Here is a 22772-nt window from a genome sequence, read left to right as displayed (position 1 = left end):
TATTTATTGCCCATTGCTTGCATATCGTTCCAACAGCAATACCATCGGCTCGTTTTCCTGTATTACTGCATGGTCCAGCGGACTCTTGCCGCGCACATCCTCTGCAAACATATCAGCGCCTTTTTGCAACAGCAATTCTGCAATTTCCATTTGTCCAAAAGTGGCTGCAAACGTAAGTGCATTAGCACCCTGATAATTACGCTGATTGACATCGGCGCCGGCATTTAATAATTTTTCAACCAATACTTTATAGCCTTTAAAAGCAGCGCCCATTAGCGCTGTATTGCCCGATGCATCCTGACTTTCGGTGCGTGCGCCATTGCTGAGTAAAAAATCTGTAACCTCCGCCTGATTGTTATACACTGCAATAATAAGCGGCGTAAAACCTTTAGCGTCTTCGGTATTGATAAGCATATTATTGATAGTAAATAGTTCTTTTACCTGTTGCAAATCGCCGCGTCGGCAAGCATCCAAAAAATCGTATTGTAAAGAAGGTGGCATAAGTAATGAAATGAATTTTTATAATGGCAAAAATAAAACCAGCTATTGTAGTTTCTCACATATAAACACAGATGTTTTTTGTAAGTGGTAAATGGCGGTTTGTGAGTGGACTTTCTCATACAATTTACAATTCTGTAGCTGCATTTAAATTATTCAATATTCCTAAGCATTCGTGTACCGCTGTAAGCAGGAAAATTTGTCTTAAATCCTGTATTTTTTGCAGCTAAAAAGAAAAAATTGCAGCGCTACCGGGTGAAAAATGCCGTGGCATTTTGCTTGCTAAACACTTATAAAATTATTCTTTAACCAATTAAAAGGAGGCAATTATGACAATCGTAAGAAGAAACGGTAATTTGCTGAACCATTTACCTACATTCTTTGATGATTTCTTTAACCGCGACATTTTTAATTGGAATACGTCTAATTTCTCGAATACCAACACGACTATTCCGGCAGTAAACATCAAAGAGACAGGTGACAATTACGAAGTAGAAGTGGCAGCCCCCGGCATGAACAAAAAAGATTTTAAAGTGCAACTGGATGGTAATGTACTCACCCTTAGTTCAGAAAAAGAGAATGAACAACAGAGTAGTGGCGATGAAAAATACATTACCCGCGAATTCAGTTACCAATCTTTCTACCGCACTTTTACCCTGCAAAAAGATGTAGTGGATGCCGATAAAATACAAGCCCGCTACGAAGATGGTGTATTGCACCTGATGATTCCTAAAAAAGAAGAAGCTAAGCAAAAACCGCCGCGCATGATTGAAATTGCTTAATTTCTGAATTGGAATTTTTAGGCATCAACGGAATCTAAAAAAATGGTTCTATTGCATCAAACAAACATTCTTTATAGCCCACGGATTAATCCGTGGGCTATGTTGTAATACATCAAACTGAAATAAGTCTCAATTGTTTGCCTTCTTTTATGCACTATCCTTTTTACTGTCAATAGGCAATGTAAAATAGAAGATGGAGCCTTCTCCTTCAGTGCTTTCCACGCCAATTTTGCCACCTTCGCGGCGAATGATTTCGGCTGAAATATACAGCCCCAAACCAAGCCCCGGATAGAGGTGCTGTTTATTATTGCTCACGCGATAAAACTGTTCAAACACTTTCTCCAGATTGTCTTTGGGAATGCCTATTCCAAAATCCTGTACCGATAGTTTTACTTCATTATTTTCTTTGCTGGCAGTAACAATGATTCTATCTGCGTTTGGCGAATATTTAATGGCATTAGACAGGAGATTGGTGATAACCTGGCTGATGCGGTGCTCGTCGCCATATATAATACCTAAATCAGAGCCCTGCCAGACTATCTGATGACGGTTGGTAGTACGCTGCATCTCTTCCAACACTTCCTCTACAAGTTTATCAAAGTCAAAATACGCATCATTAAACTGCAGCTTGCCTGCCTGAATTTTGGTTACATCCAGCAAATCGCGGATAAGGTTGGACAACTTGGTTATCTGTCCGTCCATTTTGGTAAGCATCTGTGTTTCTAAGGTATCACCCCGTACGGCAGACATCTCTTTCAGCAATTGTGCATAGGCTTTAATGCTGGTGACAGGGGTCTTCAATTCGTGGCTCGCAATACCAATAAATTCATCTTTCTGGCGCTGCAATTCTTTTTGTGCTGTTATGTCAATGGTATAGCCTAAAAAACCCGTATAATTACCTTGCTGATCGTACTGGGGCTGACCAAGCGAGTAAGTCCATATAATTTTCCCATCTGCGCGTTTTACGCGAAATTCCATGCTCAGCGTAGTGGCAGACTGCATGGCATAAGAATAAGTTTGCACTGCAGCCTCGCGGTCTTCCTCCACAATAGCCTCATACCATATTTGACCATCAAATTTTGGCTGCCCGGGCAAGCCCAGAAACTCTACCCATTTTTGATTCATGAAGGTAATTTCTCCTTTTGCATTGGACATCCATAATATTAGTGGCAGTGCAGTGGCAATGCTTCTAAACAGTTGCTCACTTTCGCGCAGTGCTTTTTGCGCGGCTCTTTCGGGGCGCAAGTCCCTTACAATAGTTGCCCTGCCTTGTGGCTGACGGGTAACAGGGTCGTACACCATCATCGTAGTGCCTTGCACAGGTATGGCTTCTCTGGTTTTGAAGTGACGATACAACACTTCTCCGCTCCATACGCCTCTTTCCATCAAAGCCTTGTAAATTGTATATTTTACATGGTTTACTTCGCCTGGCATTACATACTCGGTATTGTGTCTTTTTGCTTCTTCCAAATTTTCAAACCCCATCATCCTTAAGCCCGAAGCATTTACATAAGATACGTTGCCACTGATATCGGAAAGGCTTACAAAATCATTGGTATTCTCCAGCAAAGCAAGCAATCTTCTTTGCTCACTTTGCGCAGCCATTTCCGGTCTTAGATCGCGCATTACCGCACCAATAGCAATAGGTTGGCCGGTAATGGCATCATCAATACGTAAGCTATTATTTTCGAGCGGAATAATTTCACCTGTTTTCAGGTGTTTAATAGCAAAGCGGCCCGACCACCTGCCATTTTTCATCACATTTGGAAGAATTTCCTGCTGCACAAAACTGATCTGCTCCGGCGTATGAAATTCGCTGATAGAGATCTCCGTTACATCGGCATTCTCATCCAGCCCAAGCAATACCTTACCGGCTTTATTGATATAGCTGTTTTTACCATCCAGCCGTAAAATGGACATCATGTCAACACTGTTATCCACCAGCGTCAGCAGCTTTAGTTGTTCGGCCTGTGCAGCATACTCCGGCCGTAGATCGCGCATGGTGACGCCGCGTACCAGTACTTTTCCCGTAGCCGGATCGTTAATGGTAATAAACTCTGCATGGCAGGGAATCTGTTCATCCGTCTTAAAATGCTTTAAATGTATTTTGCCAGACCAATGGCTGTTCCTGAAAAGTGCAGGTAATACATCCTTCTCCAAAAAAGTATAAAATTCAGGCAAATAAAAATTTCTTACTTCAATGTCGTGTACATTTTCATTCGGGCCAATACCCACGAGTTTTCTGCCTGCATTATTAAGGTAGATTACTTTACCTTCGGCAGTGGCCATCGCAACAAATTCAGGTGTATTATCCACCAGTTTCAGCAACATATCCTGCTCCTGCCGGTTGTTTTTTTCTTTGGTAATATCCTGTACAATACCCGACAGGCGTTTTGCAGTGCCATCCTCATTAAAATGAGCCTTGCCTTTACTTCGTATCCATCGTTCTACTTTATCCTCAGCACCTATTACTCTAAACTCAATGTGGTAATCTCCTTTTATTGCCGGATTAATTGCATCAGCAATTGAATCTTCCACCCGTTTCAGATCATCAGGATGAATATGGACTAAAATGTTTTCAAGTTTTATGTCTTCGCCTTTGCTCCAGCCATTCAATTCCCTGCAACGCTTATCCCACTTAATCATGCCCGATTGTATATCAAAATCCCAGGTGCCAAGTCCCGCAGCATCTAAGGCAAAGCGTATCCATTCTTCCGATTCTTCTTTGGCTGTTTGCAGTTGTTTTTGCGCAGTTATATCTATCATACAACCTACAACTCTTAAAGGCTTATTATTCTGCACAATAGCGTAGCCTCTGCCAAACACATAAGCGTATGTGCCATCGGCACGCAAAAAGCGGTATTCTTCACCCCACTTGTCGCTTTCATTTGCAATCACCTGCTTTACGGCAGTAGTTATCCTTTCAATGTCATGCGGGTGTATCCTGCTGGTCCAGGAGTCAATAGTAGGTTCAGCTTCGGTATAACCAAAGATGTTTTTAAAACCTTCGTTCCACCACATTTTATTAGTAGTAAGATCCCAATCCCAGATAGCATCGTTGGTCATCTTTGTTTTTGTTTCAAAACGGTCGTCAGTAGCAGGTTGATGAGTTGCACCCATATTCATAGAAACGAAAAATTGTTCTTTAGCACAACGTGTAAAAATATGCTAATAAAATAAGTGAATAAACCAGCAGTAATTTTATTAAGCATAAATTATAGATTGCTATAAATAAAGATTGCTTGCTGCTAAAAGTTTATTACAACTATACTTATTTCACCTTTGCAAAATTATCAGCCAGCATATCTAACTGTTTGGGTGAAAGGGTTGTACTACCATTTTGGATAATGATACGATAACGGAATGTAACCGACTCGCCTTTATGGAGCTGCAGGTTTTTGGCACTTTTACCATTGGTAAAAATGTTTTCGCCCAAAGGATTGGCAGCAAACAAACCATAGCCGCGTGCATGCCAAAAGGTAGGATAATTTATATTGGCCGGATGATCTATGATGGTAATGCTTACCGAATCGTTGCCCATCTTGCCATATATTTTGCACCATCTGGCGCGTGTACTCCAGGCATCATCACCGGTCTTGCCTTCGCTGGTAAGATAATTGCCATTGGCAATAGTATCGTTGCCACCTTTTACAACTGTTACATTGCCTTTATCATCCATAAATTGCTGGTCTTCTTTGGAAGGAATTTGCAACTCGTGCGCAACCCGCAAGCCCAACATGCCATCTTTGGCATCTTTAAAAAGAACCGTAGTATCAGCAGTTAAAGTAGTAATTCTGTCTATGATACGCTGGCGCGCATTACCGCTAAAAACGTAATGCGTTACTTCTTCGAGCAATACCTTATTAGCCTCATTAGTCCAGTTGGCGTGATAAGATAACGTACCTTTTTCACCACTGCCAACCCTCAAAATTTTATCGGTTTTTATCCAGCCATAGCCGCTCTCTTTTTCTTTGGGAATAGCATACGAATTGTTCCAGAAGTCCAACCCGTTTACATTTTCAAAAGTAAACCAAAGCCCCACATGATGCGGATGATCGGTAGGATCGCCGGCGCGTGTAACCAATGGAAAACCCCGGGTAACAATTGTTCCATTTGCAGCGGCAATGGGAAAAAGCATTGGCTTTTCCAATGTATCAGGATACCAAAAAGTAGTAAAAGGCTGCCCGCCAATCGTAATAGCTATTTGCTTTGCATTTTCGTTTGGCATTACGTTTACCATTTCATTTTTTTGGGCAAGTGCAGGTGCAATAATGAAGCACATACAAAGTGCAGCAGTTATCTTTTTTACAATCATAAGCTTACTAATATTTAAATGGTTTACCATTCGCCATTACTTCCCCGGTCTGTTCATCAAAGGTTACTTTGGCGCCAGTGTGTACGGCAGCATTTGCCATAATCACTGCTACAGCATGTGCATAGCCCGCTTCTACAGGCGCATGCGGTTGCTTGCGGCTGCGCACACACTCCATCCAGTTGCGAATGTGGTTGGAAGTAAGCGTATCGCCCCCGGTGTTGGCAGAAACTACTACCTTTTCTTTCGACTCAAGACTTATCTCGGGTAACAAATTTGCCTGCATACCCATTTGCGCAGCCATTTTCTGTGTAAGCCCACCTGCTGGAGAAACTTTATTGGTATTCAGGTTTAATTCGCCACCATTGGAGTAATAAATTTCTTTTGGGTCTTCTTCACCGTTGTGCATGCGCGAAGCAAAGGACACCTGGAAGCCGGAAGAAGGATCATTAAGCGGACCATAATCAAAAACTACCGTCATGGTATCCCAGTTTTTTCTGCCATCTTTCCACATATAAATGCCACCGTTGGCAACTGCACTTCTGGGGTGCGGCAAGCCGGTAAACCAATGCACTGTATCTATCTGGTGGCTCATCCACTGCCCTGGCAATCCTGATGAATACGGCCAAAACAAGCGGAACTCCAAATATTTTCTTGGGTCAAACACATCATTGGGACGGTTTAGTAAAAAGCGTTTCCAGTCGGTATCTTCTTCTTTTAATAAAGGTACTACGTCTGGCCGGCGCCAGCGTCCCGGCTGGTTTACATTCCATGTCAGTTCCACCATTGTTACAGGTCCAAACTTACCCGAACGGATAAAGTCGTAAGCTGCCCAATAATTGGTGCCGCTTCTGCGCTGCGAACCAATTTGTACAATCTTACCTGAATCTTTAATAGCTTTCAGGGCAGCTCGGTTGTCGTCCATGGTTTCGGCAAAAGGTTTTTCCACATAGGCATCGCAACCGGCATTTACGGCTTCTATGGCATGTAAAGCATGTTGAAAATCGGCAGTGCTGATGAATACCGCGTCTACCAATTTTTTATCATACAATTCTTCATTGTTGCGGCAGGCGGTTACCTCATGTCCCATCTTATTTTTCCAGGCAGCGGCGCCTTCTTCCCGCCTTCTGTTCCATATATCCGATACGGCTACCACATCAAAATTCAATTCTTTATAGTGGTTCATAAAGCAAGGCATGTGCGAGCTTCTGTGCCGGTCTGAAAAGCCTACAACACCTACGCGCACGCGGTCGTTGGCGCCTATTATTCTCTTGTAACTGGAAGCACTAAAAGCACTGGCACCTAAGAAAGCGCCTGCAGAAGTAAGCGTGGTTTGTTTAATAAAATGTCTTCGTGATTGTGGCATAGCAAAATGATATTGATTAGTGGTGGTGAAGATATTTAAAAATGAGTGGAATTTATGAATATTCGGTGAGGAAGAAATTATAGTAAGTGTTTTGATGTACAATTATGATGTGGGACATGCCGGCAGGCAGGTGTGCGGTATAATAAAATATGCAAGAGCGGAGTGTCATAAAGGAGCAACCCTAAATTATTCTTATTTTATAAACAGCTACTTCATCTTAACTGTTAAATCAACACTTAAATACATTGGGTAATTATTTCCTTAGTTATAATTATGCACCAATAACTTACTGCTTTGTAAAACAACATACTATCTTAATCCCTTTTGATGGCATACATTTTAATGCAATATCCCATGTGCGATTGCAACTATCAGCCTATGTTCAAACCACATAACGATTTTAAATAAATAGATGATACTGCCATTTTATGGCGCTACCAGGACCTTCCGCGTTATATAGATTTACTGCTGAAACAACAATTGTTCTTTTGCAGAGCCGACCGGTTTGAAGACCCGTTTGAAGGTAAATACACGGCAGAAGCAAAAAAGGAACTAACAAAAGAACAGATGGAGAAACTGACAGATGATCATGATGATGAAGGGGACATAGAAAAAGCAAAACAGCAGATGGAAAAGCTCGCGGAAGAGCACATGGCAAAGCGCACGTATGTTACCATTAATAGCTGGCACTGGAACAACGTGGAAAACTACGCTATGTGGAAGATCTATGCAAAAGGCACTTATGGGCTTGCTATTCAAACTACTTATGAACGGCTAAAGCATTGTTTTAACAAAGCAAAGCAACCCGTTTTTATTGGCAAGGTGGACTATGATGATGATTGTGAAGCTATCCTTTTCAATAATTCGCTGAAGCCTTTTTTGCACAAGCGCAAAATGTATGAATATGAAAACGAAGTGCGTTGCTGCTACGTGATGCCCAAAGACAACACATTCAACTGGCAGGCCCAGGATACCAATGACGGTGTGTTTATTGATGTGGATTTAAACACGCTGATAGAGCGCATTTATATATCGCCATACTCTCCCAAATGGATATACGATATTGTTGCCGGCATCAATGAAAAATTTAACATTCACAAAGAAATTGTGCACTCAACTGTATTTGACGCTTCGGAGTATTGAGTGCTGGCAAACCACAGTGGCGCGGACAAAACAGAGAAACACAACAAAGTAGTAGCTTTTAAACTCTTCTTTGTTCCTGTATGCCGTTAGTGAGTGTGAGATTCCATATTAAGAAATATGCAAAATCGTCTTTGCCAGTGCTATCTCTTCGGGATCGCCGGTGTACTTGCCTTTTTCGTCAGATAACTTAACCACTTTTGTCCAGGGCTCGCCTTCCGGATAAGCTTCTGTGAGCTTCATTACAATATTCATAGCTGGCAGGCCAACATCGTTGGTAAAGTTGGTACCAACGCCGAACGACATGCCTATGTTGCCTTTGCAAAAATGGGCAATCCGCGCCACCTTGTCGTAATTAAGCGCATCGGAAAAAGTAATGGTTTTGGAGAGCGGCTGGATACCAAGCTTTGCGTAATGGTCTATTGTTTTTTGTGCAAATTCAATCGGGTCGCCGCTGTCGTGCCGCACGCCATCAAACAGTTTCGCAAACTTTTTATCAAACTGCTGAAAGAACACTTCGCTTGTATAAGTATCAGACAAAGCGATGCCCAAATCACCGCGATACACATCGCTCCAATGCTCCAGCGCCATCGAGTTTGCCATTTTATAGCCATATTTCGCCGCATGAAACATAAACCATTCATGTGCATGTGTACCAATGGGTTTTACATTATTTATCATAGCCAGGTGCACATTACTGGTACCTACAAAAGAAGCTCCGCCATTTTGCGTTAAGGCCTGCATTACTATCTTATGTACTTCATAAGAATGCCTGCGGCGGGTACCAAATTCTGCAATGGTTACACCGAGTGCATTATATTGTTCAATCTTGTGTTTGGTAATGCCATATACTTCTGCATCGGGCACGCGCTGCTGGTTATTGAGCTGATAATACAATTCTGAAATGAGGCATAGCAAAGGCACTTCCCACAAAATAGTTCGATACCAATAACCTTCTACTCTTACGCTTAAATCATCGCCGGTTTGTTCTATGCTTACTTCAGCCGGGTTGTAAGTATAGCCTTCCAGAAAATCTAAATAAGTAGGCGGCAGATAAGGACAGGTAATAGTAAGAAATTCTTTTTCTTCCTTTGTTAATTTTAGCGTAGCTATGGCATTAACACTCGCCTGTAATGCGGCTGCAAACCCTTTGGGAAAAAGGTGTTTTCCTCTGTTGATAAACGCATATTTTGCTTTTGCCCTCGGGAACAAATGGATAACGGCATACTGCATGGTGAACTTGTAAAAATCGTTATCCAGCAAAGAAGAAAGTAAAGTAGAAGTTGATTGCATATTGTTGTTAAAACTCACATTTTTATCCATTTATCAAAAATAAAATAAACAAGCTCTTACAAATTCCAAATATGTTTTTGAGTATGATTTTAAAATTATATTCCGTATTTACTTTTTTTATCCCCAACAAGTCAGGGGCAGGCATTGACACAAAAAGTCATGAATGTATTGATGTTTCTAAATGGTATTCAGGAGAACGCTTTGCTTGGTTATTTCGCGAACTATTATCTTTTTTGCCTCCATGAACCACTTCACGGATTCAGGAACATCCTGATCGCTCTACACGTTTATTTTCAATAAGACTTCGTGTTGCCCGGCCAACGCCTCCACTCACTCTAAATTGCATTTCTATTTTTGAACGGGTAGTTTGGCTAATAACAAACTTTAAAATAATTGCATGCTAACTCTTATCTACCATTTGCCAGCTCGCTTCGTCGTAGCGGCTACCGGTATTGGGATATTTTGCCAGCAATTCGTCAATTTCTATAAGGTTTTGCGGAGATAATACTATATCTACACTGCCGGCATTATCACGCAATTTTTTTTGCTTCTTAGTGCCGGGGATGGGAATAATATTATCGCCTTGCGCCAGCACCCACGCAATGGCAAGCTGCGCCGGTGAGCAACCAATCTGCGCTGCCAACCGTGCAAATTCAGATGCAAGGCTTTGATTATTTTCCTGGTATGCTTCCTGATAGCGCGGCAGCTTTTTACGAAAATCATTATCCGGTAATTCAGACAGATTTAACGTATTTGTCATCAATCCTCTTGCTAGTGGGCTAAACGGCACGAAAGTAATACCCAATTCTTTGCAGGTTGGAAGTACGTCTTTTTCTACATCACGGGTAAGTAAAGAATATTCACTTTGTACTGCACTGATAGGATGAACTGCATGTGCTTTGTGGATAGAATTAAGAGAGGCTTCGGATAGACCAAGATAACGCACTTTGCCTTCTTTTACTAATTGTGCCATAGCTCCCACCATTTCTTCAACCGGCACATTAGGGTCTATCCGGTGTGCATAATAGAGGTCAATGGTTTCTGTCTTCAGCCGTTTCAGGCTCCCTTCTACTGCTTTTTTCATATAAGCAGGCGAGCCATTAAACATAATGGCCTTGCCATCGGTTTGTTGGGTAAATCCAAACTTGGTTGCAATAAATACCTTATCGCGATTAGGTACTAATACTTTCGAAATAAGCTCTTCATTTTTTCCATTGCCATATACATCAGCGGTATCCCAAAAGTTAATGCCTAAGTCTAAAGCAAGCTGGAGCGTTGCAATAGATTCTTCATCGTTTGGCACACCATACGCATGGCTCATGCTCATGCAGCCAAGACCAATAGCAGAAAGCTGTTCGTTATTTCCAAATCTCCGGTATTTCATGTGGTTTGTTTTATGGGTAAACAGATAAGATTTACTTTAGGCTGCTTGTAAAGAACGCCAACATTGATGCTTTTATATGCTGCATGACTGCACTAAGTTCGGTTAAACAAACTCCTACCCTCTTCCTCGTGCGATAAAAAAAGTCCGGTGCAATTACAGCTACCCTACTTTGCACGGGCGTTCCACTATATTGCAAATGTGCCGGTTTACACCAAGAGCTTCCTGAAAAATAATTCCCGGATAGCCTTTTTTTATCAGCAAGTCAATATAAGTATCCATCTCTGTGCCATCAGCAATGGAGAGCGTAATAAAATAATGGTTATGCACAGCAAAATAGAATGCTGTTTTTATGCAGCTTTCGTCTGGTCACAATTTTTATGCCTTGCACAGCGCAATAAAGAAATGTTTAGCAGATAGTCTTCAGTGTTGATAATTATCAGCTCTAATTTATTCGTTTGCTGCATCGGTACTTCCGTTGTTTCTTTGCAGCCATTTGTTCACTTATTATTTGTGTAGCTATGTGGTTTAGTTTAGGCAGGTTCATTCTCAGGTTCAGACTTCCCTTGCTCTTTTTGCTGTTGGTAATTACGGCGTTTATGGGTTATCATGCCACCAAAGTGCAAATGAGCTACGAGTTCTCCAAAGCTATACCTACCGATAACCCTAAGTACATACAATATCAGCAATATGTGCAACAATTCGGACAAAGCGGAAATACATTGGTGCTGGGTTTTCAAACGCCCGATTTATATACTACCAACGTGTTTAATGCAGCCGGCAACCTGCACCAGCAGCTTCGTACAGTGCCCGGTGTAGAAGGTATCTTAAGCGTGCCCGAAGCTATTAATCTTGTGAAGAACGATTCGCTGGATAAGCTGCAAACAGAACGCATTTTTCATTATCCATATACCAGCCAGGCATTGCTGGACAGTGATAAAGCTACTTTTGAAAACCTGCCATTTTATCAAAACTTATTATACAATCCGCAGACACATAGCTATCTCATGGCTTTGCAACTGAATAAAGATTCTGCCAACAGCAAAGCACGCACCGCTTTGATAAACCGCATCATAGGCAAGGTGCAGGGTTTTGAAAATGGAACAAACATAGATGTACACATCAGCGGCTTGCCTTATATACGCACTGTTGTTGCCAATAAAATAGCCAAAGAACTCAACTACTTTTTGCTTGGTTCTTTTGTATTATCGGCTATTACATTACTCTTGTTTTTCCGGTCGTTCAGTGCCATGCTAATGAGCCTATTGGTGGTAGGTATGGGCGTAGTATGGAGCCTGGCTACTATGGTATTTTTTGGGTATAAAATAACCTTGCTTACTGCACTCATTCCACCCCTGATAGTGGTGATAGGCATTCCGAACTGCATTTATTTTTTGAATAAATACCATGCATCTTATCTTGAAAAAGAAAACAAACGTGAAGCACTGGTAACAATGGTGGGGAGGATGGGTATTGTTACCTTGTTTTGTAATATTGCAGCGGCTATCGGCTTTGCCGTATTTGCACTTACCAAAAGCGATTTGCTGAAAGAATTTGGCGTAGTAAGCGGCATCAATGTAATGGCATTATTCTTCATTTCACTTATTTTTATTCCTGCTGTACTAAGTTATCTGCCACCGCCAAAGCCGCATCAGCTACGGTATTTAAATAACTACTTCTTAGAAAAAGTATTAAGTAGAATAGAACACTGGACATTCACCAAAAGTAGTTGGGTATATGCCATTACGGTTGTTGTGCTCGCTATTGCAGTAGCAGGTATTTTCAGGCTGAAAAGTGAAGGCTATATTGTGGATGATTTACCTAAAACCGACGTGATTTATACCGACCTCAAATGGTTTGAACAAAACTTTAATGGCGTAATGCCATTGGAAATTGTAATAGATACTAAACGCAAAAATGGCTTGTTTAAAAACCTGCAGCCCATTGAAAAAATAGATCGCTTTTCTTATTACATCGCCTCGCAACCCGAAACCGCAAAACCCTTATCTTTTGTAGAAGGACTGAAGTTTGTAACGCAGGCTTTTTATGGCGGCGACAGCACGAGTTATACGTTACCTACCGAGTTTGATGCACCGCTGATAGTAGGACTTTTAAAAAACCCGGATACAGCAGGCACCACCAAAAGCAATACTGTTACTACCCTGATGAATAGCTTTATAGACAGTAATAAACAAAAAGCACATATTAGTGTAAACATGAAAGATATTGGCAGCAAACGATTGCCTGTTTTGCTGGACAGTTTTCAGAAAAAAGCTGCACAAATATTTGATACTTCCAGATATAATGTGACTATTACAGGCACAGGCGTTACGTTTTTAGAAGGTACTAATTTTATCATTAACGGATTAAAGGAAAGTATTTTATATGCCTTTGGATTAATAGCCTTATGTATGTTGTACCTGTTTAAATCGTTCCGTATCTTATTATGTTCTTTAATACCCAACTTAGTACCGCTGGTAGTTACTGCCGGCGTTATGGGTTGGACCGGCGTTGCTCTAAAACCCTCTACAGTACTGGTTTTTAGCGTTGCATTGGGTATTGCCATAGATGTAACCATCCGTTTTTTGATTAACTATAAACAGGAACTGCCACAATATAACAAACAGGTTAATCTTACGCTTTCCAAAACCATTCGCCATACCGGTATCAGCATTATTTATACATCGCTGGTGTTGATTGCAGGTTTTATTATTTTCTGTTTTAGTGAGTTTGGAGGAACAAGAGGACTGGGCTGGCTTACCTCGCTTACATTGGTCGTAGGCACTTTAACCAATCTCATATTGCTACCTGTATTATTAAAACGGCGTAATACTGTAAAGTAATTGTTGCAGCAAAGACCTAAGGCACTAAGGAATATAAAAGAAGTTATTAATAAGTTTATTTCAGGCATTCCCTTATACTTATTCAATCGCCATTTCTATTTTTTATTTTAATAAACCTGTATATATCGCACAAGCAATACACATCATTTACTCCGTAAATCTCGCATCATAAGTGATACACTTAACATCGTACATTAAACATTTCCCATCTTTAAATTAAACAGCTAACCCGTTACAAGCAAAAATCCCTTACCTTTGCAAACTTTCTTAAAATCATCATGCCGTAACATGACACTAGCCCGGTGAAGAATTAGGGCGAAATGGAATGTTGCTTTGTAAAAAGTCAACAATATACATGAAACTAAGTCAATTCAAGTTCGATCTTCCTTTAAACTTAATTGCCCAACACCCCACCAAACGCCGCGAAGACAGCCGGATGATGGTCATTGACCGCAAAACCGGTAACATCGAAAACAAACACTTCCGCGACATTCTGGACTATTACGATGACAAAGACGTATTTGTAGTAAACAACACCAAAGTATTTCCGGCCCGTATGTATGGGCGAAAAGAGAAAACCGGCGCTAAAATAGAAGTGTTTTTGCTGCGCGAGCTTAACAAGCCCAACCGCTTGTGGGATGTAATTGTAGATCCTGCCCGTAAAATACGTGTAGGCAACAAACTGTACTTTGGCGATAACGATGAACTCGTAGCCGAGGTAATTGATAACACCACCAGCCGTGGCCGTACCATTCGTTTTTTGTGGGACAACGATGAAGCGAGCTTTAAACAGATGCTGGAGTTTTTGGGCGAAACACCGCTGCCAAAATACATTAAGCGCAAGCCCGATGAAGAAGACAAAGAACGCTTTCAAACGGTATACGCAAAACACGAAGGTGCAGTTGCCGCTCCAACAGCAGGCTTGCACTTTAGCCGTGAATTAATAAAGCGTTGTGAGATAAAAGGTATCCGTTTTGCCGAGCTTACGCTGCATACCGGCTTAGGCACTTTTCGCCCCATAGAAGTGGAAGACCTAAGCAAGCACAAGATGGATGCGGAATACTACCGTATAGACGAAGAAGCCTGCAAAATTGTAAACAAAGCCAAAGAGACAGGTCATCGTATTTGCTCAATCGGCACTACTACTATGCGTGCCATGGAAACAAGCTTTACCGCACAGCAATTATTAAAGCCAAGCGAGGGCTGGACGAATATCTTTATACATCCGCCTTATAAATTTAATATTGCAGACAGCCTTGTCACCAATATCCATTTGCCTAAAACCAGCTTACTCATTATGGTTTGCGCCTTTGCCGGCTACGACCTTACTATGGAAGCCTATAAAAAAGCTATAAAAGACAAATACCGCTTCTTTAGCTATGGTGATGCAATGTTGATTATATAAAGGTTATAATTTTTTGCAGATAACAAAGCCGCTAAAGTTTATTTAGCGGCTTTGTTATTAACGCTGGCAGGGTTTACAACCGCTAAGTGTTCGAAACCTACCGGAGTGCAATTTTACGCTACATTATTGCAAATGGAGTAAAGCAATCTGTGAATGGTAGTACAATCAAACTAAGCCTTCTATTTTGATTTAAAGTTGAGCACAGGCTGCTGCGCATAAGCCCACAGTGACGATATTGCCTTACCTTCAAACATAAAACTCAGGTTTTGAACCCTGTCAGCGTTTATATAGAAAATTGCATGTACTTTTTAGTACAAAAAAAAGTCCCGACAAGTCGGGACGAAAAAATAAAAAAAGAAGTTAGTTATGCCGTCTTAAACGTTGTTTTCTTAGCCAGCTTGCTTTTTAAGTTGCTGGCTTTATTTTTATGAATAATACCGCGTTTAGCTAATTTATCTATCATAGAAACGGTCAGCGGCAATTGCTCATCGTACGCCTTCTCGTCTTTTAATCCTCTGATGTCGCGAATGGCGTTACGCGTAGTTTTGCCATAATAACGGTTTCTGTCTCTGCGTTTTGCCGCCTGGCGTACATCTTTTTCGGTAGCTTTATGGTTTGCCATAAATAATAATATTAAGGAACCCTGAATTTTTTAGGACTGCAAAAGTAAGCGTACGAAATGAAATAAGAAAATTTTTTTGCTATATAGCGTGTCTATTATGGAAAAAAGGGAGTTAATAATACAACGCTGTACAAGAAAAAACAGACTTGTCTTTCCACCTTTTGCAAAGATTGTTAAGTTTTGTAAAAAAGAACACCTTTTTTGTGCCATATTCAGCGATATTTGCAAGCCTGTCACTTGTTAGTTTAGCGCAAGTGAGGTTTCTATTGTTTTAAAGCGAAATTCGCCAGCCATGAAAGATTTTTCATATATTACCAATTCGCACCCCGCGTTTATAGAAAATCTATACAACGATTATGTAAAAGATCCCAACAGCGTAGAGCCTGAACTCAAAAAGTTCTTTGAGGGTTTTGACTTTGCTATGTCTTTTCCTCCAAAAAATGGAAATGGCAACGGTATTGCCGCGGCCGAAAAAGCAGTTTCGCAACCTGCTGCTACAGACGAATGGAAAAGAGAGATAAAGGTGTACCGCCTTATTTTGGGCTATCGTAATAAAGGTCATTTAATTGCTAAAACCAATCCCATCCGCGAGCGTAAAGACCGGGGTGCTAACCTGGATTTAGGATTTTTTGGCTTGAGCGAAGAAGATTTAGATAAAACTTTTCAGGCAGGCAACCTCGTTGGACTTGGCACCACCACGCTGCGCAACATTTTGCAACATTTACAAACCTGGTATGCCTCGCATGTGGGTATTGAATTTAAATACATCAGCGACCAAAAAAAGGTAGATTGGCTTACCAACGAAATGGAGCACCAGTTTACCAACCCATTGCCACTGGATAAGAAAAAGCGTATCCTCGAAAAGTTGAACCAGGGTGTGATTTTTGAAGAGTTTTTGCATAAAAAATATGTAGGGCAAAAAAGATTTTCGCTCGAAGGCGGCGAAACCACCATACCTGCATTAGACACCATCATCAGCACGGCTGCCGATAACGATGTGCAGGAAGTAGTGATTGGCATGGCGCACCGCGGCAGGCTGAATATTTTGGCCAATACTTTAGGAAAAACCTACGAACAAATCTTCAGCGAGTTTGAAGGTACGGCGCGTATGGATCAAACAATGGGCAGCGGCGACGTAAAATATCATTTGGGTTTTGGCAGCGAAGTAACCACACCAAATGGCAAAAAAATTCATCTTAAACTCATGCCCAATCCTTCGCACCTCGAAGCGGTTGACCCGGTAGTAGAAGGTTTTACCAGGGCAAAAGCCGATGTGTTGTACAACTGCGATTACGATAAAATGTTGCCAATACTCATCCACGGCGATTCTTCCATTGCCGGTCAGGGCATTGTATATGAAGTGCTGCAAATGAGCCTGTTACAAGGCTATGCCACCGGCGGTACTATTCATTTTGTTATAAACAACCAAATAGGTTTCACTACCGATTTTGACGATGCACGCAGTGCCAATTACAGTACTTCCGTTGCTGCAATGGTGCAGGCACCGGTATTTCATGTAAATGGAGATGATGCCGAAGCGGTGGTAAAGTGTGCCGATATTGCCACCCGCTACCGTCAGGAGTTTAATGCAGATGTATTTATAGATATGGTATGTTATCGCAAGCACGGTCACAACGAAGGAGACGACCCCAAATACACGCAACCGCACTTGTACGATATTATTGAACAGCATCCTAATCCGCGCGAAGTATATATTGATTATTTGAAAAATAATGGCGAACCCGATGCACAGCAGTTAGCGAATGAAATGGAAGCAAAATTTCGCGCCGACCTGCAGGAGCGTTTTGATGAAGTAAAACAGCATCCGTTGCCGTACAAATTTCAGCAGCCGGAAAAATGGTGGCTCAGCCTGCGTAAAGCCACACCAGCCGATTTTGAGTCTTCGCCCAACACGGCTATCAGCGAAGAAACATTCAAAACATTATTCAATGGGTTAATGAAATGGCCGGAAGGTTTTAAACCGCTGCGCAAGATAGAAAAGCTGTTGCAGGACAAGATAAAATTGTTTGAAGGAGAACAAAAAGTGGATTGGGCAACCGGCGAACTGCTGGCGTACAGCTCTTTGCTGGTAGAAGGCAAAACCGTACGCATGAGCGGTCAGGATGTAAAACGCGGCACGTTCAGCCATCGCCATGCCATCATTCGCGATGAAAATACTACAGAGGAATACAACCGCTTAAACCATTTCAACGATAATCAGCAGAAGTTTCATATTTATAATTCCTTATTGAGCGAGTATGCTGTTCTGGGCTTCGAATATGGCTATGCCTTAGCCAATCCGAATGCACTGGTATTATGGGAAGCCCAGTTTGGCGATTTCGCCAATGGCGCACAAACAATGATTGACCAGTTTATTTCGGCAGGCGAACAAAAATGGAGCCGCATGAATGGCTTAACCATGCTGCTGCCGCATGGCTACGAAGGGCAAGGACCAGAACACAGCAGTGCCAGAATGGAGCGTTTTCTCCAAATGTGTGCTGAACTGAATATGGTTATTACCAACATCACTACAGCAGCCAATCTCTTCCATGCGTTGAGGAGACAGTTGGCATGGCCATTCCGAAAGCCGCTCGTTGATTTTTCGCCTAAAGCCTACCTGCGTTATCCCGGCAGTTACAGCCCAATGAGTGAGTTTACGCATGGCAGTTTTAAAGAAGTAATAGACGATGCATTTATACAGGATGCCGCCAGCGTAAAGAAAGTGTTATTCTGCTCCGGCAAGTTGTACTTTGAACTGGCTGAAAAGCAACAGAAAGAAAACAAGAAAGACATTGCCATCATTCGTTTGGAACAATTATATCCATTACCCGAAAAACAATTGCTCAATTTATATAACAAGTACAACAAAGCAATCTGGTTTTGGGTGCAGGAAGAACCGCTGAATATGGGCGCTGCTTCGTTTTTGCAAATGAACTTAAAGAGCATCAATTATGGCATCATCAGCCGGAATGCGAGTGCAGCTACTGCTTCGGGCTACGCCAAAGTACATGCAGTAGAACAGGCAGATATCATTGATACGGCATTTAACATTTAGGGAAGTTAATACTTTGAACTACAAAGACCTGAAGAAAAGAAGTTACATCAAGAACTTTCTTTGAATATTCTTTGTGCATCTTTGTATCCCCATGCCTTTGTGGTTCAAAAAAACAATCTTTGCCAAATGGTTTGAGGCAGATTACGAAGATTTCTTTAGTTACGGATAGTGTTATAACCACTTTAAAGAAGCAACAAATTTTATATTCTTAATAGAAAATATTATAAATAACAGTCCTTACAATGATTGATATAAAAGTACCTGCTGTAGGCGAATCCATAAGCGAAGTAACCCTATTGAAATGGGTTAAAAATGACGGTGATTATGTAAACCGCGATGAAGTAATTGCTGAATTAGAAAGCGAGAAAGCTACTTTTGAAGTAAATGCAGAACAAGCAGGCGTTTTAAAAACGGCGGCAAAAGAAGGCGACACCATTGCTGTGGGTGCAACCATTGCCAGTATTGACGACCAGGCACAATCACCTCAATTTGCCCCCGAAGCTCCACAACAGGAAGCCATAGCTCCCGAACAAACTCCGTTTGCATCTGCACCTCAGGTAGCTTTTGCACCGGATATTGCGCCCGCACCGGCACCGCCGCAACCTGTTGCTGTAGGTAAAGGCAACATTACTATGAAAGTGCCCACTGTTGGTGAATCTATCAGCGAAGTAACCTTATTGAAATGGGTTAAAAATGACGGTGACTATGTAAACCGCGATGAAGTAATTGCTGAATTAGAAAGCGAAAAAGCCACTTTTGAACTCAATGCCGAAGAAGGAGGTCAGTTACAAACCAAAGCACAGGAAGGTGATGTTTTAAAGATAGGTGATGTAATTGCCGTTATTAATACCGACGTAGCTCCGCCAACTAGGGAAGCTGCCAAACCTTCACCAGTACCACCAGCGCAACAACAAAAAACCGAAACTATTACGGTACAAAAACCGGCAGAAGTAAAGCCATCTGCCTCCTCTACTGCACCGGTTACTTCGGTTTCTAACGATATAAAAGCAACGCCGCTCGCTTCGGCCATCCTGGCTGATAAAAAGGTTGATCCGGCTACTATAAAACCATCCGGCTCTAATGGTAAAATATTAAAGCACGACGTGTTAGAGGCTTTGCAAAATCCTGGTAAGAAGGCCTTTGCCGGGCAGGAACTTAACACGCGCAACGAACGCCGCGAAAAAATGAGCAACCTGCGCAAAACCATTAGCCGCAGGCTCGTAGAATCGAAGAATACGACGGCGATGCTCACCACTTTTAACGAAGTGGATATGACGCGCATCATGGATATTCGCAAGCAGTACAAAGACAAGTTTAAAGAAAGCCATGGTGTAAATCTGGGTTTTATGAGCTTCTTTGCCAAAGCCTGCGCTATTGCCTTAAGCGAATGGCCAGCCGTAAACGCGTATATTGATAATGATACATTAATATATCATGATTATGCTGATATTTCTATTGCGGTAAGCACGCCACGCGGTTTGACGGTTCCTGTTATCCGCAATGTGGAAAGCCTGAGCATGGCAGATATTGAAAAGAAAGTAATAGAACTGGCTGGTAAGGCAAGAGACAACAAGCTCACGATGGAAGAATTGCAGGGCGGCACTTTCACTATTACCAATGGTGGCGTGTTTGGCAGCCTGATGAGTACGCCCATCATAAATCTACCACAAAGCGCCATTTTGGGTATGCACAAAATACAGGAGCGCCCAATGGCCGTAAACGGACAAGTAGTGATACGTCCAATGATGTATGTTGCACTCAGCTACGACCACCGCATTATTGATGGTCGTGAGAGCGTAAGCTTCCTGGTGAGATTAAAAGAATTGCTTGAAAATCCGGAGTTGCTGCTGTTTGGCAAAGATCCGGTAAAAACATTGCTGGAATTGTAATGCAGGATAGCATTTTTACATTTGCAGATTTCAGTATAAATTAAAAGCTTTGCAGTAATTCATTTCTCAATCCGCTTCACAGCGGATTTTTTTATACCATGAATTTTTATAAAAAATATTTCGATACAGCAGTTACGCTTATACAACAATATAATGGCCGTGTGCCGCTGGCTATTTATCTGAAACATTATTTTGCACAGCACAAAAAACATGGTTCTAAAGACCGTAAGCACATAACGCATTTATGTTATTGCTACTATCGCCTTGGTCGTGCATTGAAACATTTACCAATAGCCACCCGTTTACTTACAGCCCTTTTTCTATGTAATAACGAGCGGGGCGACTGGCTTCAATTGTACGAAGAAGATTGGCAATACGCTTATGATGAAGATTTGGATAAACGGATTGCTTTTGTTCAAACTAAATATGCTTTTCAGCCGGAAGCTATTTTTTTTATGTTGAATAATGTAAGTGATGCAATAGAGAAAACCGTATTTGCCAAAGCACATTTAATACAGCCCGATTTATTTATACGTATCCGGCCGGGTTTTCATCAAGCAGTAATCAGTAAATTAGATGCTAAGCAGATTAGTTATGAGTTAATAGGAAATAATTGTATCGCATTAAATAATACCTCAAAAATTGATACAATACTTCCGTTGAATAAAGAAGCAGTAGTACAGGATTTTTCATCACAACGCATAGCAGAATTTTTACAATCAACTATTAATAATCATTCACCTGCAACCGTTTGGGATTGCTGTGCTGCAAGCGGCGGCAAAGCCATCCTTGCTGTGGATACATTGCCCAACATACAACTCACCGTTTCCGATGTACGGGCATCCATTATTCACAACTTAAAAGAGCGTTTTAAAAAAGCCGACATTCGCCATTATCATACTTTCATTGCCGATCTTGCTACTAATTTCCGTTCTTCAAAAAAGTATGATTTAGTAATTTGCGATGCGCCTTGCAGCGGCTCGGGCACATGGGCACGCACACCAGAGCAATTGTTTTTTATCACAGAAGAAAAAATTGAACAGTATGCTGCGCTGCAGAAAAAGATAGTAAGTACTGTTGTAAAAAGTGTAAACAAAGGTGGCTATTTGTTGTACATTACCTGCTCGGTTTATAAAGAAGAAAATGAAGCAGTAGTTGAATTTATACAGCAAACAACTTCCCTGCAATTAATACAATCGTCTGTGCTGAAAGGGTATGATGTAAAAGCAGATACAATGTTTGCTGCTTTGTTTAGGAATGTTGCGCATGGATAGCATGGATATACAGAGATAATTTATTATAGAGATATACTATAAACAATCTGTGTATATATTTATTATTCATGAGAAAAATTATTGCACATGATAATCTACCAAACTCATTTTGATACCATAGCTCCCATCTGCATAATGTCCGGGATTAATATTATCTGATGGTTGCCATATCCAGTGTATAAAGTCTTTATAAATCAGCCCTATACCTTTAGCATATACTTCTTCGGCATAGTCGCGCTGTTTAAAATATTGCGGGTCAAAAGGGCTGTCATCCGGCCGGGTTTCATCTATTGCCACAATGGTAATTGTGCTGTCTATGCTACCTTTTAGTACTGTAAATGGCGCATTGAGGTTTTGATAGGTATAATTCCAGTTATCCATATAAGACAACTCGGTATAAAACGATTTGGTATCTATGTATGCATTGCCCAGCCAGGTTGTAGTGGCTGCAATTGGCTGCGCGAGATTAATAAAATGCAAATTATTGGCATCAGTTATTTCTACCGTTTTGCCGGTTGATACCACATAATAGGCGGCGTTATACGCAAAAGGCGCCTTTTTTAGAGTATCGGTAAGATAGCGGTACACCAGGTAAGTAGTGCGACCGGCATCATCATTAAAAGTACTCATAATACTATCTTTCGCTATATAGCTAACCGTAGCTACAGTACTGCCAAATTCGAGATAAACGGTAGAATCGAGGCGATAAGTATAACTATTACCCACCTGCAAGGGATAGTAACTGGTTAAGGGAGAAAGCTGCACATCTGCCGTTTCTTTTTGACAGGAAAGAGCGCCTGCAGCTAACATAAGCAGAACGAAAGATACAAGAAACTGCCGCATAGTTGATGGTTATTGCACTTGGCTATTTAACGGCTAAAATAGCTGTAAAATTGCGGTTGCAAAAAAGGC

The 22772-nt window shown here is 41.4% G+C and carries 16 protein-coding genes; 7 read left to right on the top strand and 9 right to left on the bottom strand.

All coding sequences use genetic code 11. The features are described from left to right. Positions 1–3: 3 nt before the first annotated feature. Positions 4–501: an ankyrin repeat domain-containing protein gene (locus tag FC093_RS19695; protein ID WP_137263531.1), complete on the bottom strand. Its 498-nt coding sequence runs from the start codon at positions 499–501 to the stop codon at positions 4–6. Between the two features lie 326 nt (positions 502–827). Between FC093_RS19695 and FC093_RS19690 the strand changes: the two genes are divergently transcribed. Beyond that, complete coding sequence (locus FC093_RS19690) at positions 828–1280, top strand: Hsp20/alpha crystallin family protein (protein WP_137263530.1); 453 nt, start codon at positions 828–830, stop codon at positions 1278–1280. Positions 1281–1427: 147 nt separating this feature from the next. Here FC093_RS19690 and FC093_RS19685 read toward each other — a convergent pair whose 3' ends face one another. The 3 genes from FC093_RS19685 to FC093_RS19675 form a co-directional block, all read right to left on the bottom strand. Next, positions 1428–4406: a PAS domain-containing sensor histidine kinase gene (locus FC093_RS19685; RefSeq protein WP_137263529.1), complete on the bottom strand. Its 2979-nt coding sequence runs from the start codon at positions 4404–4406 to the stop codon at positions 1428–1430. Positions 4407–4551: 145 nt separating this feature from the next. Beyond that, complete coding sequence (locus FC093_RS19680) at positions 4552–5595, bottom strand: DUF6807 domain-containing protein (RefSeq protein WP_137263528.1); 1044 nt, start codon at positions 5593–5595, stop codon at positions 4552–4554. Positions 5596–5602: 7 nt separating this feature from the next. Next, a complete protein-coding gene (locus FC093_RS19675; RefSeq protein ID WP_137263527.1) occupies positions 5603–6958 on the bottom strand; it encodes a Gfo/Idh/MocA family protein in 1356 nt (451 codons plus the stop codon). Positions 6959–7438: 480 nt separating this feature from the next. Here FC093_RS19675 and FC093_RS19670 point away from each other — a divergent pair, with 480 nt between their 5' ends. Next, entirely contained in the window at positions 7439–8101 is a 663-nt protein-coding gene (locus FC093_RS19670; RefSeq protein WP_137263526.1) for a hypothetical protein, read from the top strand. A 108-nt stretch (positions 8102–8209) separates the two neighbouring features. Here the strand turns inward: FC093_RS19670 and pncB are convergent, their stop codons facing one another. From pncB to FC093_RS23840, 3 genes are all read right to left on the bottom strand, one after another. Next, positions 8210–9391: a nicotinate phosphoribosyltransferase gene (gene pncB, locus FC093_RS19665; RefSeq protein ID WP_137263525.1), complete on the bottom strand. Its 1182-nt coding sequence runs from the start codon at positions 9389–9391 to the stop codon at positions 8210–8212. 400 nt (positions 9392–9791) lie between these two features. Beyond that, entirely contained in the window at positions 9792–10775 is a 984-nt protein-coding gene (locus FC093_RS19660) for an aldo/keto reductase (RefSeq protein ID WP_137263524.1), read from the bottom strand. A 159-nt stretch (positions 10776–10934) separates the two neighbouring features. Further along, on the bottom strand, positions 10935–11102 hold the full coding sequence (locus tag FC093_RS23840; RefSeq protein ID WP_170971161.1) for a hypothetical protein: 168 nt from the start codon (positions 11100–11102) through the stop codon (positions 10935–10937). Between the two features lie 191 nt (positions 11103–11293). Here FC093_RS23840 and FC093_RS19655 point away from each other — a divergent pair, with 191 nt between their 5' ends. Both FC093_RS19655 and queA read left to right on the top strand, forming a co-directional pair. Then, positions 11294–13615: an efflux RND transporter permease subunit gene (locus FC093_RS19655; RefSeq protein ID WP_137263523.1), complete on the top strand. Its 2322-nt coding sequence runs from the start codon at positions 11294–11296 to the stop codon at positions 13613–13615. Positions 13616–13970: 355 nt separating this feature from the next. Continuing rightward, complete coding sequence (queA, locus tag FC093_RS19650) at positions 13971–15020, top strand: tRNA preQ1(34) S-adenosylmethionine ribosyltransferase-isomerase QueA (RefSeq protein ID WP_137263522.1); 1050 nt, start codon at positions 13971–13973, stop codon at positions 15018–15020. 364 nt (positions 15021–15384) lie between these two features. Here the strand turns inward: queA and rpsT are convergent, their stop codons facing one another. Continuing rightward, complete coding sequence (gene rpsT, locus FC093_RS19645; protein WP_137263521.1) at positions 15385–15642, bottom strand: 30S ribosomal protein S20; 258 nt, start codon at positions 15640–15642, stop codon at positions 15385–15387. 292 nt (positions 15643–15934) lie between these two features. Between rpsT and FC093_RS19640 the strand changes: the two genes are divergently transcribed. The 3 genes from FC093_RS19640 to FC093_RS19630 all read left to right on the top strand — a co-directional run bounded on the left by FC093_RS19640 (position 15935) and on the right by FC093_RS19630 (position 21860). Next, positions 15935–18697 (top strand): 2-oxoglutarate dehydrogenase E1 component, encoded by a 2763-nt coding sequence (locus FC093_RS19640; protein WP_137263520.1) that lies wholly within the window; start codon positions 15935–15937, stop codon positions 18695–18697. 242 nt (positions 18698–18939) lie between these two features. Then, a complete protein-coding gene (gene odhB / locus FC093_RS19635; RefSeq protein WP_137263519.1) occupies positions 18940–20586 on the top strand; it encodes a 2-oxoglutarate dehydrogenase complex dihydrolipoyllysine-residue succinyltransferase in 1647 nt (548 codons plus the stop codon). Between the two features lie 98 nt (positions 20587–20684). After that, positions 20685–21860, top strand: a complete 1176-nt coding sequence (locus tag FC093_RS19630; RefSeq protein WP_137263518.1) for an RsmB/NOP family class I SAM-dependent RNA methyltransferase — start codon at positions 20685–20687, stop codon at positions 21858–21860. A gap of 78 nt (positions 21861–21938) precedes the next feature. Here the strand turns inward: FC093_RS19630 and FC093_RS19625 are convergent, their stop codons facing one another. Further along, a complete protein-coding gene (locus FC093_RS19625) occupies positions 21939–22703 on the bottom strand; it encodes a hypothetical protein (RefSeq protein WP_137263517.1) in 765 nt (254 codons plus the stop codon). Positions 22704–22772 lie beyond the last annotated feature (69 nt).

It is taken from the genome of Ilyomonas limi (genome assembly GCF_005233845.1).
Taxonomy (GTDB): domain Bacteria; phylum Bacteroidota; class Bacteroidia; order Chitinophagales; family Chitinophagaceae; genus Ilyomonas; species Ilyomonas limi.
This window is presented reverse-complemented; position numbering and strand designations above follow the sequence as displayed.

Bases quoted from the DNA above. Each gene is read 5' to 3' on its own strand.
- FC093_RS19695 (WP_137263531.1), bottom strand. From the start codon at position 501: ATGCCACCTTCTTTACAATACGATTTTTTGGATGCTTGCCGACGCGGC.
- FC093_RS19690 (WP_137263530.1), top strand. From the start codon at position 828: ATGACAATCGTAAGAAGAAACGGTAATTTGCTGAACCATTTACCTACA.
- FC093_RS19685 (WP_137263529.1), bottom strand. From the start codon at position 4,406: ATGAATATGGGTGCAACTCATCAACCTGCTACTGACGACCGTTTTGAA.
- FC093_RS19680 (WP_137263528.1), bottom strand. From the start codon at position 5,595: ATGATTGTAAAAAAGATAACTGCTGCACTTTGTATGTGCTTCATTATT.
- FC093_RS19675 (WP_137263527.1), bottom strand. From the start codon at position 6,958: ATGCCACAATCACGAAGACATTTTATTAAACAAACCACGCTTACTTCT.
- pncB (WP_137263525.1), bottom strand. From the start codon at position 9,391: ATGCAATCAACTTCTACTTTACTTTCTTCTTTGCTGGATAACGATTTT.
- FC093_RS19660 (WP_137263524.1), bottom strand. From the start codon at position 10,775: ATGAAATACCGGAGATTTGGAAATAACGAACAGCTTTCTGCTATTGGT.
- FC093_RS19655 (WP_137263523.1), top strand. From the start codon at position 11,294: ATGTGGTTTAGTTTAGGCAGGTTCATTCTCAGGTTCAGACTTCCCTTG.
- queA (WP_137263522.1), top strand. From the start codon at position 13,971: ATGAAACTAAGTCAATTCAAGTTCGATCTTCCTTTAAACTTAATTGCC.
- rpsT (WP_137263521.1), bottom strand. From the start codon at position 15,642: ATGGCAAACCATAAAGCTACCGAAAAAGATGTACGCCAGGCGGCAAAA.
- FC093_RS19640 (WP_137263520.1), top strand. From the start codon at position 15,935: ATGAAAGATTTTTCATATATTACCAATTCGCACCCCGCGTTTATAGAA.
- odhB (WP_137263519.1), top strand. From the start codon at position 18,940: ATGATTGATATAAAAGTACCTGCTGTAGGCGAATCCATAAGCGAAGTA.
- FC093_RS19630 (WP_137263518.1), top strand. From the start codon at position 20,685: ATGAATTTTTATAAAAAATATTTCGATACAGCAGTTACGCTTATACAA.
- FC093_RS19625 (WP_137263517.1), bottom strand. From the start codon at position 22,703: ATGCGGCAGTTTCTTGTATCTTTCGTTCTGCTTATGTTAGCTGCAGGC.